The organism is Paracoccus methylovorus, assembly GCF_016919705.1.
GTDB lineage: Bacteria > Pseudomonadota > Alphaproteobacteria > Rhodobacterales > Rhodobacteraceae > Paracoccus > Paracoccus methylovorus.
Genome location: NZ_CP070371.1, coordinates 477,839 through 496,823, shown reverse-complemented (window position 1 = coordinate 496,823; position 18,985 = coordinate 477,839). Strand labels below are relative to the sequence as shown.

Sequence of the window (18,985 nt, the reverse complement as noted above, 5' to 3'; positions counted from 1 at the left end):
CTCCTTGCGGAGCCTGAATCATGCCGCGCGGCTGAAATCAATGGGTCCTGACCCTAAGCAGTCTTGTTGCAAGCACAAGCTCTTGATCAAATAGCCTACCTAATATTGGCGCTACGCTTACGAGCGCGACGTCGATTCAGCATCTCATACTTTTGCTTTCGCGCCATATCTTCCCCAGCAGTTGGCAAGCTAAAATGGAAGGTCGTTGAAGCGTAATGGACATCATCAATCACAAGTTTCTCATTGGATTGCTCCACACTCAGGCTTCCGGTGAAGGTTGCAATAACCTCACCAGCCACAGACAATCCCAATCCAGTCCCGTTTTGCCGGATATTCTTTGCGTTCGCACCCCTAAACCCTCGCTCGAATATCCTCGCTTCTTCACCATCTGCAATAATCGGTCCTAACGATGTCACTGAAACCTCAGTCTCGGAATTCGTATCCTGAACTTTAACGGCTATCACTGAGTTTTTTGGTGAATATTTTATGGCGTTTTCAACCAAAGTGTAGGGAACAATATCGAGAATATTTGGACCTTCGGCCAATCTATAGGAGCTGCCGGAAAGCTTTATTTCAACATTTTTATGACGGGCATCCGCTCTGAAGCACCTGATTACTTTATCAACTCGACTGTATACTGGTATTTTCTCAACTTCATCAAACCGGTCTACAGAATTCGAAAAATCCAGATAATCAATTCGCACTTTGAGCATCGTCTGAGAAGCAATTATCGTCTTTATTAATTCTCTTGTTTCATGCAGTGAGTTCTCCTTCACAGCACGTTCTGCTTCTATCGCGCTATGATAAATTGAGCTGGATAGATGCCTCAAGTCGTGAACCAATGCTGTGAGTTCGCCTTCTGACGCCTCTCTAATACTTGAAAGCCTGTCGAGATGATGCTTTAAATACTGTTCCACTTGGAGCTTCGAAACTACAGGCTTATACCCATAGAACTTCTTGGATGGCCGGTCGCCATCTTCAAGGTAAAGGCCTGGGATTATATACTTAGCTCCTTGGCTGTCAACTTGAACCAGCGTCATGTAGCCGAACTCAGACTTAGACCAGCCTATTTTTTCAATCTTTAGATACTGCTCAATCCTGTATTTATCATAGAGCTCTGGCGGCAACTTGAAAATCGTTCCATCGTGGAACTTTGGCTCGCCCTGTGGGCTAACAACGATAGAGGTAAATGCCAGCATTATGACGCAAACACAATTGCCCAAATTCCAGAAGCTATCAGACTCTGAATTATACCCTTTGCGTGCCCTCCCAAGTCAGCCCCCCTCAATATTGCCTTAACCTCAGAGAACTCCCTGTCATTGGAGTCGATTGCCTCAACATAAGCGCTTTCCAGTTCTAGGATTTTCCGCAAGTCTATCTCAAGGTCAATCAAGCCTTGGCGAGTGATCAGCCATCTCTCATAGGGATCCGAAGCGATATCTATAGCCTCATCAAGTTTACTAACCAGCTTAGTAATATCGTCATCCTTCTTGATAAAATCGTCGGAAAATTGCTTGGCCACATTAGCTTCTGGCGTATTTGACCTAGCGCCGGTATAGGCGATTACATATTTGGTTGGATAGTTATCTTTTATCTCTTTAATTACACTGGCGCCGCCTATGGACTTGTCAAAGTTTTGCCCGACACCCATCAAGTCACAAATGATGACATCAAAATCACTGATGTCATCCAATGATTTAATGTCCGGCAATTCTTGAATTTTGTACCCATATGTTGTCAGATTGGCGTGGGCCTTAAACTTCTCGTCATCAATAATAGCGATTTTGACCGATGACCTGATATCTTTTGGGGACATTGAAGCCTTCTTGCCCTTCGAGTGGTCCCGAAGTTCGATTACTGACCGATAGGCACTCAAAGGCTTGGGTAGGATTCTTTTGACTAGAGACTTCATGCGACGCTCTCAATTGAGGGTGCGTGAAGAGTTACACACGTGCTTCACATATGGCTAGGCTGGAAATAATGTTACCAACGTATTTTTCTCTGATAGTCGGCGGCTCATCCCATCGTAGTCAGCTATTTGAACGAACACCCGGACTTCCGCAGAGAAGTGTCAAGAATTGCAAAAGTACCTGAGATATTGACTTGGCGAAGCTCACGTGTCGCGCACAGCTGCCGCTCAGCTAAGACGCAGCGAACGACCGCTCTCCGCCCGACATGTCGCCGCCGCCCCTCAGCCCCCGACCTGCGGAGTGAGGCTCCTTCGGATCTCCTGCCCATCCCGGCCCGGGGGAGATCCGAACAGGCGGCGATATTCCCTGTTGAACTGCGACGGGCTCTCATAGCCGATGGCGTAGCCGATCCGGGCGACATCGGCGTCGTCGGAGAGCAGCAGGCGGCGTGCTTCCTGCAGCCGAAGCTGCTTCTGGTACTGCACCGGCGTCATCGCCGTGACCCCCTTGAAGTGGCGGTGGAAGGTCGCGGGGCTCATCCCGGCGACCTCGGCAAGCTGGCGTATGTTCAGCTGATCCGCGAAGCTCTCGCGGATGCAGGCGATGGCCCGGCCGATCCGCGCCATATGGCTGCCCGCCAGGCCGATCTGGCGCAGCGCCGGCCCCATCGGTCCGTTCAGCAGCAGCCAGGTGATCTCCCGCCGGATCAGCGGCGCCAGGATCGCGATATCGCGTGGCCGGTCGCACAGGGCCAGCAACCGGCAGAGCGGATCGGCAAGCTCCGGCCCGAAGCCATGCACCGCCAGCGCCGCACCGGCGGGGGTGTCGTCGATTCCATCCAGTTCCAGCAACAGATCGGATATCGTCGCGGGGTCCAGGGCCAGGCTGAAGGCCAGGTAAGGCCGGTCCGGCGTCGCGCGCGTGATTTCGGCCCGGATCGGCACCTCCATCGATGCGATCAGGCATTTGCCGGCGTCATAGCGATAGGCGCGCTCGCCCAGCATGCTGGTCTTGGCGCCCTGCACCACCACGCAGAGCGACGGGCGGTAGACGGCATGGATCGGCCCGGTCGGCGCCGTGACCGAGGTCAGCAGCAGCCCCTCGATCGGGGTTTCCCGGCCCTGCGCCTGCCACTGGTGGGCCACCAGCTCCTTGAGCGGGGCAAGATGATCGTTTTCCATGTCGCGCAATCTAGGATCCCTGCGCGCGGTGCGCAGCCCGGAATCGGCGCGCATGAGAGGATCGTGCAAGGATTTGCGAGGATCGGCGTCGCGATCCCGAGTGCGGCAGCCCTATCTTCGCCCTGACCCGGCGGCATTCCGCCCCGGCGTTCCACCCGACATGAAGGAACATCCCATGCGCTACCGCACTCTCGGCCCCAGCGGCCTGCTGATCTCGGAACTCTGCCTCGGCACCATGACCTTCGGCGGCTCGGAGGGCCTGTGGGGCCAGATCGGCAAGCTGCGCCAGGACGAGGCCGATACGCTGGTCAAGGCGGCCTTCGATGCCGGCATCAATTTCATCGACACCGCCAATGTCTATGCGGGCGGCGAGAGCGAGCGGATCCTCGGCCAGGCGATCCGCAACCTCGGCATTCCGCGCGACGAGGTGGTGGTCGCGACCAAGGTGATGGGGGTGATGGGCGAGGGCCCGAACGCCCGCGGCGCCTCGCGTGCCCACATTCTTGCGCAGGCCAAGGCCAGCCTGGAACGGCTGCAGATGGATCACATCGACCTCTACCAGATCCACGGCTTCGACCCGCTGACCCCGATCGCCGAGACGCTGGAGGCACTCGACACGCTCGTGCGGCAGGGCCATCTGCGCTATATCGGGTTGTCGAACTGGGCGGCCTGGCAGATCGTCAAGGCGGTCGGCATCGCTGAGGCGCGCAAGCTGGCGCCGATCCTGTCGCTTCAAGCCTATTACACGCTGGTCGGCCGCGATCTGGAACGCGAGATCGTGCCGATGCTGCAGGCCGAGGGCCTTGGCCTGATGGTCTGGAGCCCGCTGGCCGGCGGTTTCCTCTCGGGCAAGTACAGCGATGGCAGCACCGCGAATGACGGCCGCCGGGCCAGCTTCGACTTCCCGCCGGTCGATCTGCAGCGCGGCGATGCCGCCATCGCCGTGATGCGCGAGATCGCATCGGCCAAGGGATGCACCGTGGCGCAAGTGGCGCTGGCCTGGCTGCTGCATCAGCCGGTGGTGACCAGCGTGATCGTCGGGGCCAGGCGGATCGACCAGCTGCAGGACAACATCCGTTCGACCGAGGTGGTGCTGTCTGCCGAGGACCTGGCGGCGCTCGACAGGGTGACGAAGCTGCCCGCCGAATACCCCGGCTGGATGCTGGAACGCCAGTCGCAATATCGCGCGCCGTTCGCCTCGCAGAAGAGCTGACATTCCGGCGTCGCCCCGCCCGCGCCCATTGGGTCGGGCGATGACCTTGGCTTTACTGAGCACAGGCGGGCGGCAAAGCGACTTGGCAGAGGTTCCTCTTGGGCGACTTCCGCTATGCTCAGACCGCTTCCCGCCCTCTGCGACGGTCCCACCCTCCCGTAAGGTTCCGTCTTTGAGCTGCGGAACCCCGCCGATCTGCTCTCCTTGCCCAAGATCCCCCGCGACTTTCCAGTATTTTTACGCCAAGCTGCGATGGCGTCGCCGCACAGCGCCCCTGCAGCAGGCGCGGCAGCGCCGGTTTACGCTGTGCTGCGCCGAGGTCCGATGCGATGCGCCCGAACCCGCCTGTGATTCCGCCCGGTCCTGCGCCACGATTCTTCTGGCGCGGATCCAGCCGCGCGGCGAGCGGAACGGGGCGATGGCACGGCGGAGACAGACAGTTGCGGAACGGCTCCGGGTGGTCGCAGAACCGGCCCGGGAGTCCGCCGCTCCCCTACCCGCGCCCGACCGGCGCCTTGTCGAACTGGTGCGTCTACTGGCCCGGCGCGCGGCGCGGGATCTCGTCGAAGCCGAGGAGCGCGAGAACGGCGGGCACCACCCCGACTGACACGGAGACCCGCACATGAGAGTCGCCATCTACGCCCGCTATTCCTCGGACCAGCAGCGCGAGGCCTCGATCGCCGACCAGTTCCACATGTGCCGGCTGCGCGCCGAGAAGGAAGGCTGGACGGTGGTCGAGGAATATTCAGACCACGCCATCTCCGGCTCCAGCATGATCCAGCGATCCGGGCTGCAGGCGCTGATCATGGATTCGACGCGCGGCCGCTTCGACATGGTTCTGGCCGAGGCGTTGGACCGGATCAGCCGCGACCAGGAGGATATCGCCGGCATCTACAAGCGCATGCGCTACGCCGATGTGAAGATGTTCACCCTGTCCGAGGGCGAGATCAGCGAGCTGCATGTCGGGCTGAAGGGCACGATGAACGCGCTGTTCATCAAGGACCTGGCCGACAAGACCCGCCGGGGCCTGCGCGGCCGGGTCGAAGACGGCAAGTCGGGCGGCGGCAATTCCTACGGCTACGACGTGGTGAAGAAGTTCGATGCCAAGGGCGAGCCGATCCGCGGCGACCGCACCATCAACAAGGCGCAGGCTGCCGTGATCCGCCGCATCTTCGCCGATTACGACAGCGGGCTCTCGTCGCGCACTATCGCCATGACGCTGAACCGCGAGGGCGTGCCCGGACCCATGGGCCGGGAATGGGGTCCGTCGACCATCCATGGCAACCGCGAGCGCGGCACCGGGATCCTGAACAACGAGCTCTATATCGGCCGCCTCGTCTGGAACCGGCTGCGCTACGTCAAGGACCCCGATACCGGACGACGGGTGTCGCGGCTGAACCCGGAAAGCGAATGGGTGATCCAGGCGGTGCCGGACCTGCGCATCGTCGGTCAGACACTCTGGGATGCGGTGAAGGCCCGGCAGGGCGAACTGGCCTTCTCGACCCGCAGCCGGCCGGAGGGCAATCCGCTGAACGACCGCCGCCGCCCAAAGCACCTTTTCGCCGGCCTGGTCAAATGCGGCTGCTGCGGCGGTGGCTATTCGATGATCTCGAAGGACCTTCTGGGCTGCTCGACGGCGCGCAACAAGGGCACCTGCGACAACCGCGTCAACATCCGCCGCGACGCGCTCGAGGCCTCGGTCCTGAACGGACTCAAAAAACACCTGATGGAGCCGGACCTGTTCCGGGAGTTCTGCGCCGAGTTCACGAAGGAAGTGAACCGGCTGCGGATGGAGCGCGGCGCCGATCTGGAGGTCGCGCGCCGGGAACTGGACAAGATCGGCAGGCAGATCTCCCAGATCATCGATGCGATCACCGACGGCATGTATCACCCCTCAATGAAGGAGAAGATGACCAAGCTCGAGGCCCGCCAGGCCGAGTTGACGGAGGAGCTGGCCAATGCGGACGAGCCGCCGCCCCTGCTGCACCCGAACATGGCGGCGCTCTATGCCCAACGGATCGCCGAGCTTTCCGAGAGCCTGCGGCACGAGGACAGCCGCGCCCAGGCGGCGGAGATCCTGCGCTCGCTGGTCGATCAGGTGACGCTGGTGCCGGAGGAGGGCGAACTGACCATCGTGCTGCGCGGCGATCTCGGCGCCATCCTGCGCTTCGCGGCGGGCAAGAAGGATCCCGATTTCCTGTCGGAGGCCGAGGCGCTGGACAGCCTGCTGGCGCAATCGGGCGGTTCGCGGAAGCCGGGGCGCGGACAGCAAAAAACCTCCGCGGCTGTTGCCTTGGAGGTTTCGCAATTATCGTTGGTTGCGGGGGTAGGATTTGAACCTACGACCTTCAGGTTATGAGTTTTGATCTGGGCGTCTTCGCCACCTTTCGCCATGGTGCGAAGAAAGCGCCAATACTCGCACAACCATCTGTTAATATTGATTTACAGCGCAGACACCCCTACCCTTCTCTTCGCCACAGCAGCACAGTGATTTGCTTCCTGTTGCTTCCGATTTGCTTCCGGAAATTCCGGAACTGGAGGGGTGAAGATGACAAAGATCACGAAACGTTCCGTCGACGCGGCGGCGCCGGCCGAGCAGGAGTTCTTCCTCTGGGACGAAGAGTTGAAGGGCTTCGGATTGCGCGTCTATCCATCGGGGCGAAAGATGTATCTGGCCCAGTACCGTGCCGGCGGCCGGTCGCGCCGTGTCAACATCGGGCTGCATGGTGCGATGACACCGGAAATGGCCCGCACCGAGGCGATGAAGTATCTGTCGGATGTGCGGCTCGGGGCCGATCCCGCCGGTGAGCGCGACCGCCGGAAGGCATCCCCGACCATCAAAGAGTTCAGCAAACGCTTCCTTTCGGATCACGTCGCGCTGCATTGTAAAGCCTCGACCTATGGCGAGTACGAGCGATCCATAGATCTGTTCATCAATCCGAGGTTCGGCAGTCATCGCATCATCGACATCACCCGGGCCGACGTCGTCGGACTGCACCAGTCGATGCGACATATCCCCTATCAGGCGAACCGGACCCTCGGCGTCCTCTCGGTGATGTTCACCGTGGCCCATACCTGGGGCGTGCGCACCGACGGAGTGAACCCCTGCTGGAAGGTGAAGCGATACCGGGAGGAAAAGCGCGAGCGCTATCTCACCCCGGACGAGTTGGCACGGCTTGGCAAGGTGCTGGACTGTGCAACGGAGGAGCCCGAAGCGGCCAATTGTATCCGCTTGCTTCTTCTGACCGGATGCCGCCTCAGCGAGATTCAGACCCTGAAATGGCGCTATGTCGATTACCGCAACGGTCTTCTCCGCCTGCCGGATTCCAAGACCGGCGCCAAGCTGGTCCCGATCGGCAAGGCGGCCATCAAGGTCCTGAAAACCATCCCGAAGATCGACGGAAACCCCTATGTCATCACCGGCCGGATGGAGGGTCAGCATCTGACCGACATGCAGAAGCCGTGGCGGCGGTTGCGCAAGCGCGCCGGGCTGGACGATCTTCGTATCCATGATCTACGCCATTCCTTCGCCTCGGATGCGCTGCAGCTCGGGCAGGACCTGACGATGATCGGACGGCTCCTCGGCCATACGCAGGTTCAGACCACGGCGCGTTATGCGCATCTCAAGACCGATCCGGTCCGCTCGGCGGCGGACGCCGTCTCCGACGCTGTGGCGCAGGCACTGGCGCAACCGGTCACCGAGGACGGTGATGAAATTGCCGCAGCATGATCTGGCACTGTCACGCCCGGGCGATCCAGCCCTTGAAGGTGAGAGCGGCATAGAACAGCTGGACCTCGCGGAAGCCCGCCGCTGCCAGAAGCGCGGCATCCTCCTCGGGCGTCAGCACCGGCAGGCGTTCCTTCATCGTGGCCATGCCGGCCATGGCCTGCGCCTCGGGAACGCCGCCCGAGACCAGCCAGGCCGCATTGCGCCGCAGCCACAGATCCTGCTGGCCGTCCGCCTGCGGAAAGCTGTGATGGGCCATGGCGAAGGGCGCGCCGGGGCGCAGGCGGCGATGCAGCTGGCGCAGGGTGCGCAGGCGTTCCTCGCGCGGCAGGAAATGCAGGGTCAGCAGGCAGGTCGCGCCGTCGAAGGGGCCTTCGGGGGCATCATCGATATAGCCCTGATGGAAGGTGACGCGGCCGCCCTCCGGGCCCAGGATGTCCAGCGCCTGGGCGGTCATCTGAGGCGAAGGATCGACGCCGTCGAAGCGCCAGCCGGGATGGGCCGCGGCGAAGCCGCGCAGCTCCAGCCCGCCGCCGGCGCCGAGGACCAGGACGCGGCCCGTCTCGGGCACGCGCTCGGCCAGCAGCAGCCCGGCCATGCGGTGCAGGTCCTTGAGGCCCGGCACATGGCGCGCGACGCGGCCGGCATAGCTGGCACCGTCGCCCGGATGGGCCGCGCCGCTCATTCCGGCCAGACCAGCGAGCGGTGCAGTTGCGCCCCGGCCCATGCCCCGTCCCCCACCGCCAGTGACACCGAATGCGGTGCCCGCGCGACGTCGCCGCAGGCAAAGATGCCGGGAAGGCTGGTTTCCTTCGTCTCATCCGTCACGATCTGGCGGCCCATCGGCGTCTCGATCAACTCGCAGCCGGCGGCCTCGGCCAGCGGGCTGGCCGGCCCGGTCCGGGTCGCGGTGAACAGACCGGCGAAGGGCAGCACCCGGCCGTCGCGCAGTTCCACCTCGGCCTCGCCCGCGATCCGGGCGACGGGGGTTTCCTCAATGGCAACGCCGCGGCTGCGCAAGTCGTCGCGCTGCTCCGGCTCCAGTGTCAGGGCGCCGTTGGTCAGGAAGGTGACCTCGCCCCATTCCGGCAGCAGCTGCGCCTGATGAAGCGACATCGCGCCGGTGGCGATGACCCCGATCCGGCCCTGGTCCAGCTCGTAACCGTGGCAATAGGGGCAGTGGAACACCGTCCGGCCCCAGCGGTCGGCGAGACCCGGAATGTCGGGAAGCCGGTCGGCGACGCCTGTGGCCAGCAGGATGCGGCGGCCCGCGAATGTGTCGCCGGCTGCCGTGGAAACACGGAATTCGTCCTTGCCGCCGGCGATGGTGCTGGCCGAGCCCTCAACCCAGGTCACCGTCGGATAGGCCAGCAGCTGCCGGCACGCCTCGGCCCAGATGCGGGCCGGGTCCACCCCGTCCTGGCCAAGGAAGCCGTGTGAATAGCTGGCGAAACGGTTGCGCCGCTGCCCGGCATCAATCACCAGCACCTTGCGGCGCGCACGCGCCAGCTGCAGGGCGGCGGCCATCCCGGCATAGCTGCCCCCGATCACGATCACGTCCTGCATGTCCTACTCCTTCGCCGCCCGCCTCTGCGCATGGCGGCGGGCAAAATCCTCGGCCAGATCGGCCAGCGTCACCTCGGCGAAACGTTCCAGCAGCAGCGCCTCGGCCTCGGCAAAGGCACCCTCCAGCGCGGCATTGACCGATTGCTCGACCAGGCATTCCGGCGTCTCGTTGCGGTTGCCGATCGCGAAGATCGCCGGTTCCCCCAAGGCCTCGTGCAGCCGGCGCAGGCTGACCGCCGCCAGGTCGGCCGAGATGCGCCAGCCCCCGGCGTGCCCTCGCTCGGCCGTGACAAGCCCGGCCTCGCGCAAGAGGCCCATGGTGCGGCGCACCACGACCGGATTGGTGCCGAGGCACCGGCCAAGCGCCTCGGAGGTCACAGGTCCGTCCTGTTCCGCCATGTGCAGCAGGGCATGAAGGACCGAGGAAAGGCGACTGTCACGTTTCATGTAACTATATATGTTACGATTCGGAGCGGCGGTCAAGACAGTGATGCGGGACATCGCCACGCATCACCGCTATGATGTCGGTTACAGCATCAGATCAAAGCGGGCACAGGCGATGACGATCACCAATCAGGACGAACTCGACGGGTTGAAGGAGATCGGCCGGATCGTCGCCAACACCATGCAGGCCATGGCGAAGGCGATGGAACCCGGCATGACCACGCGCGAACTGGACGAAATCGGCCGCGCGCTGCTGGAGCGCGAGGGCGCCCTTTCGGCGCCGCAATCCACCTATGATTTCCCCGGCGCGACCTGCATCAGCGTCAACGAGGAAATCGCCCATGGCATCCCCGGCGACAGGGTGATCGCGGCGGACGATCTGGTGAATATCGACGTGTCGGCCTCGAAGAACGGCTATTTCGCCGATACCGGCGCCACATATCGCGTCGCGCCCGTGCGCCCCTCGCTGGATCGGCTGTGCCGCGATGGCAGGCAGGCGATGCAGATCGGTATTGCCCAGGTCGGCAGCGGCCGCCCGCTTGCGGGCATCGGTCGCGCCATCGGCAAGTTTGCAGAGCGGCGCGGCTATACGCTGATCCGCAACCTTGCCAGCCATGGCATCGGCCGGGCGCTGCACGAGGAGCCCGCGGAAATCCCGACCTGGCCCGCGCGCGGCGAAAAACGCCGTATCCACAGGGGGCTTGTACTGACGGTCGAACCGTTCTTGTCCAGAGGCGGCCTCTGGGCGACGGAGGCGGACGACGGCTGGACGCTTTACAACGAACCGCGCGCCCCGGTGGTGCAATACGAGCATACGGTCGTCGCGACGGATCGCGGTGCCATGGTGGTCACGCTGCCGGGCTGAACCTGGCGGTCCTTCCCCCCGCCGACAATGGGTCAGGCCGCCAGCGCCACCGCATCGGGTCCGGCCGGATAGCGCAGCCGGTCGGAAGTGTCATTCGCCGCCAGGAACACCGCCTCGGCCACGTCGGTTTCCCTGGTGGTCAGGGCCGGGCTGGCGAAGGCGGCAAAGATCGGCGCAGCGAAATCGGCATAGGCTTCGGGGATCATGTCCTCAATGGCAAAGTCGATGTTCTGTGAAAACCGCGTGGTCGGGGCATAGCCCGGTTCGACCAGCTTTGCCCGCACACCGAAGGCCGCAAGCTCATGCGCCAGCGATCCGGTAAAGCCCTCTATCGCCTGCTTGCTGGCGGTATAGGCGGCGGCCAGCGGCATCGGCGCCAGCGTCACGCTGGAGGTCACGTTGACGATCACGCCCGACCGCCGCGCCCGCATCTGCGGGATCACCGCCTGCACCATGGCCATGGTGCCGAAGGTGTTGGTGTCGAACAGCTTGCGGACGTAATCCATCGGCGCGGCCTCGAAGGCGCCGACAAGGCCGATGCCGGCGTTGTTCACCAGCACGTCGATGGGGCCGGCGGCTTCGATGGTGGCGGCGATGCTGGCCGGGTCGGTGACGTCCAGCGGCAGGATGCGCAGGCCTTCGGGCAACAGCCCGTCGCGTGGGGTGCGCATGGTGGCGATGGCCTGCCAGCCCTGCGCGTGGAAATAGCGGGCGGTTTCCAGCCCATAGCCCGACGAGGTGCCGGTGATGAGGACGGTGTTCATGATGATCTCCTGAGTTGACAGCAGGAATGTAGCGTGCATGGTCAGGAGTATCACCAATCAGAAGTCCTGATTGAATTTGCGGAAGTCCTGAATGTCGGATCCACTTGCTCAGGTCATCGAACTTTTGCGCCCGCAGGCGGTGTTCTCGAAGGGGATCACCGCCGCAGGCCACTGGGCGGTTGAATATACCGAATTCGGCCGCCCGGCCTTTGCGGCGATGACGATGGGCCGTTGCCGGTTGTCCGTCGAGGGCGAAGAGCCGGTCACCGTCGAGGCCGGCGATTTTGTGCTGCTGCCCGCCACGCCGCGTTTCGGCATGTCCAGCCTGAACCCCGGCCCGCTGCGCCGGATCGACGCCCGGACCGACCCGGCGAAGCACGAGGTTCGCCACGGCCGGCAGGACGGCCCGCCCGAAATGCGGCAGTTCGGCGGCTGGTTCACCTTTGCGGCGCCGGACGCGGCGCTGCTGGTGACCCTGCTACCCCGGATGATCCATCTGCGCGGCGTGCCCCGCCTGACGCAGTTGGTTCATATGCTGGGCGAGGAGGCTGCGCGCGACGATGCGGGCCGCGACCTGATTCTGGCGCGTCTGGTCGAGATCCTGCTGATCGAGGCGCTGCGCGCCGCGCCGGAAGGAGCCGCGGCACCCGGCCTGCTGCGCGGCCTTTCCGATCCGCGCATCGCCAGCGCCCTGCGCAGCCTGCATGGCGACATCACCCGCACGTGGACGGTTCCCGACCTGGCCGAAACGGCCGGCATGTCGCGCTCGGCCTTCTTCGAGCGGTTCACCCGCCTGGTCGGCCGCCGGCCGATGGAATACCTGACCATCTGGCGCATGGCGGTGGCGCGCGATCTCTTGCGGCGCGGCAGCCTTGCGCTGGAGGAGGTCGCGGCGAGGGTGGGCTATGGTTCCGCCAGCACCTTCAGCACCGCTTTCAGCCGCCACACCGGCCAACCGCCGGGGCGGTATGCAAAAGCCGTGCTGGCGGAGGGATGAAAAGACGGCCTTTTGCGGCCGATCGACCTCCATGGTGGTGCACCGTCGCCTACGCCAAATCAGCCGTTCGACACGGGCTGTCACGATGCCGCGAATCTTGGTGGAAGGCGGGGCGGACTAACTCTGTAACACCATCCCCTGACCAATGATGATCTGCATAGCTCGGGGCAAGATTTGACGCGAGGCAAAGTCGTCACCGGCGCTCGGTGTAGCTTGGGTCGAGGTGTTATGGTCATTTGGAGCGCTGATGTGGCCAGCCCCGGCAATTGGTGGATCGAATTTCGCTACCCATGGGGTGATCGCATGCGCCACTGGAAAAATCAGGATCCAGACGATAAGGTGTAGGTGCGTGGCGAGGCCGCGTCATTGCCGAACGCGGATAATGGAAACCTGTCGGAGGGAGTTCTGGTGATCCACGCATCAGACCACTGCGCCTAATGCCTGAGCCAAGCCGAAGTCCCGCGGGGGACGAAGAGCCTCCTAGTCCAGCGCCTCGATCCTCCGCATCAGAACAGATACCATCGATATCTACGCCCCTGCGCGGATGGCCCGTTCTGCCGGATTGTCGGCAGTGCAGGCGACCGCTGCCCTGCGTTCCTCATGGTTCGCTGCCACGGTGTTTCCCGCCTATCCTCCGATCACCCCGAGGCTTTCCGGGCTCTTGGCGGGATGCCCGCTCGCACGCAACCATGCTCCCCCGACATCTCGTTCACTTGCACTGCACGGGAACCACAGGTCCCTGCGTAGTGCCCCCGACCATGAGACCCCATTCCGCCCATGCTTGAACCGCTCTTACTTCTGCTTGCTGGCCTGCTCGTAATCCTCGTTATCATCGCAGCCGGCGCCTACTTCGTTGCCCAGGAATTTGCCTATATGGCGGTTGACCGCACCCGTCTCGCCGCGCAGGCCGCAAGTGGCGATTTGGCTGCAAAGCGCGCCCTTGCCGTCACGAAGCGCACCAGCTTCATGCTCTCGGGCGCTCAGCTCGGCATCACGGTGACGGGGCTGATGGTCGGCTATGTCGCCGAGCCCTTGGTCGGCAAATCCCTGGGCATGCTGCTGGGCGGTGTTGGCATTCCCGAATCGATAGGGATCAGCGTTGGGACGATCCTTGCGTTGCTCTTCGCCACCATCGTCCAGATGATCTTTGGCGAACTTTACCCCAAGAACCTGGCCATTGCGAATTCAGAACCTATGGCCAAGGCACTGGCGGCCTCGACGACGACCTATCTGTCGCTCTTCGGCTGGCTGATCACCTTCTTCGACAAGGCGGCAAACCTGTTCCTGCGGCTTTTACGGATCGAGCCAGTGCATGACCTCGACGTCAGCGCCTCGGCCAAGGACCTGCCCCATATCATCGCGGACTCCCGCGAAAGCGGCGATCTTCCGGTCGAGCTGTCGCTCATGATGGACCGGATCCTAGACTTCCCCCACCGGGATGCCGAACATGCGATGGTCCCGCGAGCGCAGGCGGACTGGGTCGACCCCGATACCACCATCGCGGAACTGCGCGAGATGATGGCGCATGGCCACACGCGCTATCCGGTCATTGACGATGATGACGTGCCGGTTGGCGTCGTGCATCTGGCCGATATTCTTCCAAAGGTGAATGCCGAGCAACTGGAAGCCACGGCGGCCACGGTGATGCGGCCGGTCGCTATTGTGCCGACGCTGATGCCGCTGCCGGCGGCGCTTGAGACACTGGTCAAATCCGGCAACAAGATGGTTTGCGTCATCGACGAATACGGTGGATTTTCCGGCGTCCTCACCATCGAGGACATCGCCATGGAGGTCGTGGGCGAGATCACCGACGAATTCGACAAAAACGCCATCCAGCCGCTACGCGAAGAGGACGAGGGCGTCTGGGTGATGGAAGGCGATGTTCACCTCGACGAGGTGGAGCGCGCGGTGAACCACGATCTGCCCCGCGGCGATTTCGAGACGATCTCGGGCCTGCTCATCGCGCAGTTGGGGCGCCTGCCCACCAAGGCCGACACGATCCTCGTTGATCTGCCGGCCGACGGTGCCGATGTGGTATCGGATGCCCCCCTGCGTCGCCGCCTTGAGGTGAATGTTCTGCGCATCGCGCGCCATGTGCCAACCCTTGTGCGCGTCAAACTCGTGGATGAGCAGGAGCAAGACCAATGATGACCAATCCGCTTTTCGTCACCTTGGCCACGATTGCCCTGATCATACTCAGCGCCTTTTTCGTGATCATTGAATTTGCCCTGCTTGGTGCGCGCCGCCACCGGCTGGAAGAACGCGCCCCCACCAGCCCTTCGGCCCGTGCTGCGCTACGCGGCATGAATGATCTGACCCTGATGCTGGCGGGCGCTCAACTTGGCATCACGATCACCACCTTTGTCCTTGGCGCGATCACCAAGCCTGCAGTCCACTACGCTCTCGGGCCGCTGCTCCTCGAATGGGGGGCGCCGGGCTGGATCGCCGAGAGCGCCTCGTTCTTTCTGTCGCTCTTGCTGGTCACCTTCCTCCATCTGGTCGTGGGCGAGATGGCACCCAAGTCCTGGGCTATCGCCAATCCCGAAAGGTCGGCGATGGCGGTCGGCGTTCTTGCTCGCGCCTATATCTGGCCACTGCGTCCTGTGCTGCACTGGATCAATGTCATCGCCAACAGGTTGGTGCGGGCGAGCGGCGTAGAGCCGGTCGAGAGCGCAGCGGTGGGCGGTCAGGACGCTGCCACGATCCGGCAGCTTGTCGAGCATTCAGCCGATGTCGGCACGCTGGAGCCGGGCTTGCGACGCCAGCTTTCCGGCTTGATCGATCTGGGCACGATGCCGGTCGAAAGCATCATCTCGGCGGGGCAGACCGTCACCAGGGTCAAACCGGAGGCGACGGTGGCGAAGGTGCGTGACATCGCCTCCCGGACGGCCCACATGCGCCTTCTGACCAATGGCGGTGGCGCGCCGCGGGTGATCCATGTGCGCGATTTGCTGCTCAAACCCGATACGGCCCCGGCTGCAAGCGTGGCACGGCCCGCCTTTACCCTGAAGGCCGGCACACCGATCTACGAGGCACTGGCGAGCATGCGTTCCGCAAGCGTGCAGCTGGCAGTGGTGATGAACGGGGATCAGATCACCGGTGTCGTCACCCTTGCCGACATCCTCCGGCGCGTCCTGCCCGCGTCACCGGCACCCTCCGCGACCACGCGCAGCCCCGCATGATCTGCGGTTGGCGGATGCGCCTCGCCATGGACCGAGGGCGGCAAACCAGTGCGCTCTCGGCAGCATCGTGCCGCAACGTTGTATCCGACGCACCGACCCGGCCCAAAACGGTCATTGGTCACGTTATCGATCGCTGCAATGCAGCTTCCCCAAACCGGCACGGCGGAGGCCGATGTCACGGGGGCATTGAGGAGGAAGCGCGCGGAAATCCATCGGGGCTCGCGGCGACGAAGGATCGGGCCGTTCACAGAAGCCGGATATACGTCCGCAATGGCGAGTTCTGAACCAGAGCCAACCAGACCGTTGCAATCAGGCGAGGTCCATATACATCCATACACGCCCCGACCACCCTCGGCCACTGCAATGACGTGGTTATTCTTCGAAACATTCAATCCGATGGAATGTTCGCTATTCCCCTGCATGGTTAATCCTCCTGGCTTGAGGCGGAGCCTATCGAGTAGCTCTCTTTGAAAGCAGCCAATGCAGGGCGACCACCCGCCACAGTTCAGCCGAAAAAGGACATACGGTTTTACGCCTATGTTGGTGCAGGGTTTTCTCCTCGGTGCAAAAGCGGCCAAATATGACGAAACAGGCTCGCTGCACCCCGTCCGGGCTGCCGAGGTCGCGCAAAGCCGGCAAGGGTCCGTTTCAGCAGATCCGCGGCAGTTGTTCGCCCACGAGGCGGTCGACGATGCGGCGCCCGCCAAAGGAGGTCACCATCTGCACACGGGCCGTATGGGCGCCCCCCTCGGATGCGGCGACGGCGCGGCCGATGATTGCGGCGCCCTGCCCTTCGGGGCGGGAACGCATCGCGCACAGCGCAGCCTCAGCCTCGGCCTCGGGCACGAACAGGACCAAGGTTCCCTCATTGGCAAGATAGAGCGGATCAAGGCCAAGAATTTCGCAGACCCCGCGCACCTCGGGGCGCAGGGGCAGCGCATCTTCCCTGATTTCGATGCCGCATCCTGCCGCCAGCGCCATTTCATTCAGCGCCGCGGCAAGCCCTCCGCGGGTCGCATCGCGGGCGGCTCGGGTGCCGGGGGCGGCGGCCAGCACCGCCTCCATCAGATGCCCAAGCCCCTGACAGTCCGAGACCAGATCCGTCGACAGCGCCAGATCGCCGCGCGCCGCCAGAATGGCCGCGCCATGATCGCCCAGCACGCCATTGACCAGCACGACATCGCCCGGCCTGATCCGCGCCGCAACCAGATCGCGCCCCGCCGGGATCACGCCGACGCCCGAGGTGGTGACGAACACCCCGTCCGCCGATCCGCGCCCGACGACCTTGGTGTCGCCGGTCACGATCCGCACCCCGGCCAGCGCCGCCTCACGCGCCATCGAGGCGACCACGCGCTGCAACAGCGCAATCTCGCAGCCTTCCTCGATAATGAACGCCGCCGACAGCCACAGCGGTCGTGCCCCGCCGACGGCCAGATCGTTCACCGTGCCGCAGACCGCCAGCTTGCCGATATCGCCGCCGGGAAATTCCAGCGGCGTGACCACGAAACTGTCGGTGGTCAAGGCCAGCCGCGCGCCGGGTTCACACAGCGCATCCGCCGTCAGCCGCGCCTGATCCTCGCCCGATCCGGGGCCGAAGGCGGGAAAAAAGACGGTCTCGATCAGATCGGCCATCGCCTTGCCGCCACCGCCATGCGACAGGGTCACATGGCTGTCGCGCAGGGTTCCAAAAGCCATTGCGTTCATGTTCTGCCCGCCCTATTCCGCTGCAACCCGCGCACCGCCATATTGCCAATAGGCCGCACAGGCCCCTTCCGAACTGACCATCAGCGCCCCCAGCGGCATCTCTGGCGTGCAGCCCTTGCCGAAATGCGGGCAGGCCGTAGGTTTGACCCGCCCCGTCATGACGGCGCCACAGGCACAGCCCTCGGGTTCGGGTGCGGGATTGCGCGCCACCGCATAGCCGATGCCGAATTTTTCCTCGGCGTCGAAGGCTGCGTATTTCGGGCGGATGCGCAATCCGCTGGCGTCGATCTCGCCCAGACCGCGCCATTCAAAGCTGGGGCGCCGTTCATAGACATCGGCAATGGCGGCCAGACTAACCGGATTGCCCTCCTCGGGGACCACGCGGGCATATTGGTTTTCGACCTCGGCGCGCCCCTCGGCGATCTGGTCCAGCACAATCAGCACCGATTGCAGAAGATCGGTCGGCTCGAAACCTGCGACGACAAGCGGTTTCTGGAAGTCCCGGGCAATGAAATCATAGGGATGCACGCCGATGACCATCGAGACATGACCCGGCCCGATGAACCCGTCCAGCACCATATGCGGATCCTTCAGCAGGGCGTGGATGGGTTCGGGCACGGTGATATGGTTGCAGAAGACGCTGAAATTGCCCAACCCTTCCCGCGCGGCCTGCTGGATGGCCAGCGCGGTCGAAGGGGTCGTCGTCTCGAAGCCCAGACCAAAGAACACCACGTCGCGTTCGGGGTATTTCCGGGCCAGAGCCAGGGCATCCAGCGGCGAATAGACCATGCGGATATCCGCCCCCGCCGCCCGCGCCTGCAACAGCGATTGCGACCGGCCCGGCACCCTCATCGCATCGCCAAAGGTGGTGAAGATGACGCCCGGACGCCTGGCAATCTGGATGGATTCATCGATCCGCGCACGCGGCAGAACGCAAACCGGACAGCCGGGGCCGTGGATGAATTCCACGCCCTCATGCACCAGTTTGTCCAGACCATAGCGAAAGATCGAATGGGTGTGGCCGCCGCAGATCTCCATGATATGCACCGGCTTTTCGCGGCTGGCGCCGATCTGCTCGGCGCGGCGGGCAATCGCGGCCAGCAGCGCGCGCGCCGCCTTGGGATCGCGGAATTCCGAAGCGAATTTCATCGTGCCATCTCCCGGTCGGCTTCGGCCATCTGTTCAAGCGCCTCTTGCGCCTCGCCCAGTTCATGCAGCGCGGCCAGCGTGCGCGCCGCCTCGTCCTCGTCGATCAGGCTCATGGCGAAACCGACATGGATCAGCACCCAGCGGCCGATCAGCCCCTCGGGCGGCCCCTCGGCCACGCAGGCGATATTGACCTCGCGGCGCACGCCCGAGACCTCGGCCATGGCCATCATCCGCGCGGGATCGGTCATGGCGATGATGCGACCGGGAATTCCCAGACACATGG

The 18,985-nt window shown here is 63.4% G+C and carries 17 protein-coding genes; 7 read left to right on the top strand and 10 right to left on the bottom strand.

Going from position 1 to position 18,985, the window contains the following annotated elements:
* Positions 1-95: 95 nt before the first annotated feature.
* From JWJ88_RS15590 to JWJ88_RS15580, 3 genes are all read right to left on the bottom strand, one after another.
* Positions 96-1,199, bottom strand: a complete 1,104-nt coding sequence (locus JWJ88_RS15590) for a sensor histidine kinase (RefSeq protein WP_205296625.1) — start codon at positions 1,197-1,199, stop codon at positions 96-98.
* Positions 1,199-1,816, bottom strand: a complete 618-nt coding sequence (locus tag JWJ88_RS15585; RefSeq protein WP_205296624.1) for a response regulator — start codon at positions 1,814-1,816, stop codon at positions 1,199-1,201. Before JWJ88_RS15585 ends, JWJ88_RS15590 begins: the two co-directional genes overlap by 1 nt.
* A gap of 375 nt (positions 1,817-2,191) precedes the next feature.
* A complete protein-coding gene (locus tag JWJ88_RS15580) occupies positions 2,192-3,091 on the bottom strand; it encodes an AraC family transcriptional regulator (protein WP_205296871.1) in 900 nt (299 codons plus the stop codon).
* 175 nt (positions 3,092-3,266) lie between these two features.
* On the opposite strand from JWJ88_RS15580, the gene JWJ88_RS15575 reads away from it, so the two are divergent.
* From JWJ88_RS15575 to JWJ88_RS15565, 3 genes are all read left to right on the top strand, one after another.
* The gene (locus JWJ88_RS15575; protein WP_205296623.1) at positions 3,267-4,304 is read left to right on the top strand and encodes an aldo/keto reductase; all 1,038 of its coding nucleotides are present in this window, start codon (positions 3,267-3,269) and stop codon (positions 4,302-4,304) included.
* A 622-nt stretch (positions 4,305-4,926) separates the two neighbouring features.
* On the top strand, positions 4,927-6,663 hold the full coding sequence (locus JWJ88_RS15570; RefSeq protein ID WP_205296622.1) for a recombinase family protein: 1,737 nt from the start codon (positions 4,927-4,929) through the stop codon (positions 6,661-6,663).
* Positions 6,664-6,852: 189 nt separating this feature from the next.
* Entirely contained in the window at positions 6,853-8,034 is a 1,182-nt protein-coding gene (locus JWJ88_RS15565) for a tyrosine-type recombinase/integrase (protein ID WP_028710142.1), read from the top strand.
* Positions 8,035-8,044: 10 nt separating this feature from the next.
* Here the strand turns inward: JWJ88_RS15565 and JWJ88_RS15560 are convergent, their stop codons facing one another.
* From JWJ88_RS15560 to JWJ88_RS15550, 3 genes are read right to left on the bottom strand one after another with little or no spacing between them, the layout of a single operon-like run.
* Positions 8,045-8,716: a class I SAM-dependent methyltransferase gene (locus JWJ88_RS15560; protein ID WP_011749389.1), complete on the bottom strand. Its 672-nt coding sequence runs from the start codon at positions 8,714-8,716 to the stop codon at positions 8,045-8,047.
* A complete protein-coding gene (locus JWJ88_RS15555; protein WP_205296621.1) occupies positions 8,713-9,597 on the bottom strand; it encodes an NAD(P)/FAD-dependent oxidoreductase in 885 nt (294 codons plus the stop codon). The genes JWJ88_RS15560 and JWJ88_RS15555 overlap by 4 nt, the downstream gene beginning before the upstream one ends.
* A gap of 3 nt (positions 9,598-9,600) precedes the next feature.
* Positions 9,601-10,044, bottom strand: coding sequence for an Rrf2 family transcriptional regulator (locus JWJ88_RS15550; protein ID WP_028710141.1), 444 nt, complete (start codon positions 10,042-10,044; stop codon positions 9,601-9,603).
* A 112-nt stretch (positions 10,045-10,156) separates the two neighbouring features.
* On the opposite strand from JWJ88_RS15550, the gene map reads away from it, so the two are divergent.
* Positions 10,157-10,906, top strand: a complete 750-nt coding sequence (gene map, locus JWJ88_RS15545; protein WP_205296870.1) for a type I methionyl aminopeptidase — start codon at positions 10,157-10,159, stop codon at positions 10,904-10,906.
* A 32-nt stretch (positions 10,907-10,938) separates the two neighbouring features.
* Here the strand turns inward: map and JWJ88_RS15540 are convergent, their stop codons facing one another.
* Positions 10,939-11,670: an SDR family oxidoreductase gene (locus tag JWJ88_RS15540; protein WP_028710140.1), complete on the bottom strand. Its 732-nt coding sequence runs from the start codon at positions 11,668-11,670 to the stop codon at positions 10,939-10,941.
* Positions 11,671-11,761: 91 nt separating this feature from the next.
* On the opposite strand from JWJ88_RS15540, the gene JWJ88_RS15535 reads away from it, so the two are divergent.
* From JWJ88_RS15535 to JWJ88_RS15525, 3 genes are all read left to right on the top strand, one after another.
* Positions 11,762-12,667: an AraC family transcriptional regulator gene (locus JWJ88_RS15535; protein ID WP_011749384.1), complete on the top strand. Its 906-nt coding sequence runs from the start codon at positions 11,762-11,764 to the stop codon at positions 12,665-12,667.
* A gap of 873 nt (positions 12,668-13,540) precedes the next feature.
* The gene (locus JWJ88_RS15530; RefSeq protein WP_240200343.1) at positions 13,541-14,815 is read left to right on the top strand and encodes a hemolysin family protein; all 1,275 of its coding nucleotides are present in this window, start codon (positions 13,541-13,543) and stop codon (positions 14,813-14,815) included.
* On the top strand, positions 14,812-15,849 hold the full coding sequence (locus tag JWJ88_RS15525; RefSeq protein ID WP_011749382.1) for a CNNM domain-containing protein: 1,038 nt from the start codon (positions 14,812-14,814) through the stop codon (positions 15,847-15,849). The genes JWJ88_RS15530 and JWJ88_RS15525 overlap by 4 nt, the downstream gene beginning before the upstream one ends.
* 648 nt (positions 15,850-16,497) lie before the next feature.
* Here JWJ88_RS15525 and hypE read toward each other — a convergent pair.
* The 3 genes from hypE to hypC are packed head-to-tail and all read right to left on the bottom strand — an operon-like array spanning position 16,498 to position 18,983.
* The gene (hypE, locus tag JWJ88_RS15520) at positions 16,498-17,553 is read right to left on the bottom strand and encodes a hydrogenase expression/formation protein HypE (protein WP_011749380.1); all 1,056 of its coding nucleotides are present in this window, start codon (positions 17,551-17,553) and stop codon (positions 16,498-16,500) included.
* Positions 17,554-17,565: 12 nt separating this feature from the next.
* Positions 17,566-18,702: a hydrogenase formation protein HypD gene (gene hypD / locus JWJ88_RS15515; protein ID WP_011749379.1), complete on the bottom strand. Its 1,137-nt coding sequence runs from the start codon at positions 18,700-18,702 to the stop codon at positions 17,566-17,568.
* A complete protein-coding gene (gene hypC, locus JWJ88_RS15510; protein WP_011749378.1) occupies positions 18,699-18,983 on the bottom strand; it encodes a HypC/HybG/HupF family hydrogenase formation chaperone in 285 nt (94 codons plus the stop codon). The genes hypD and hypC overlap by 4 nt, the downstream gene beginning before the upstream one ends.
* Positions 18,984-18,985: the final 2 nt, after the last annotated feature.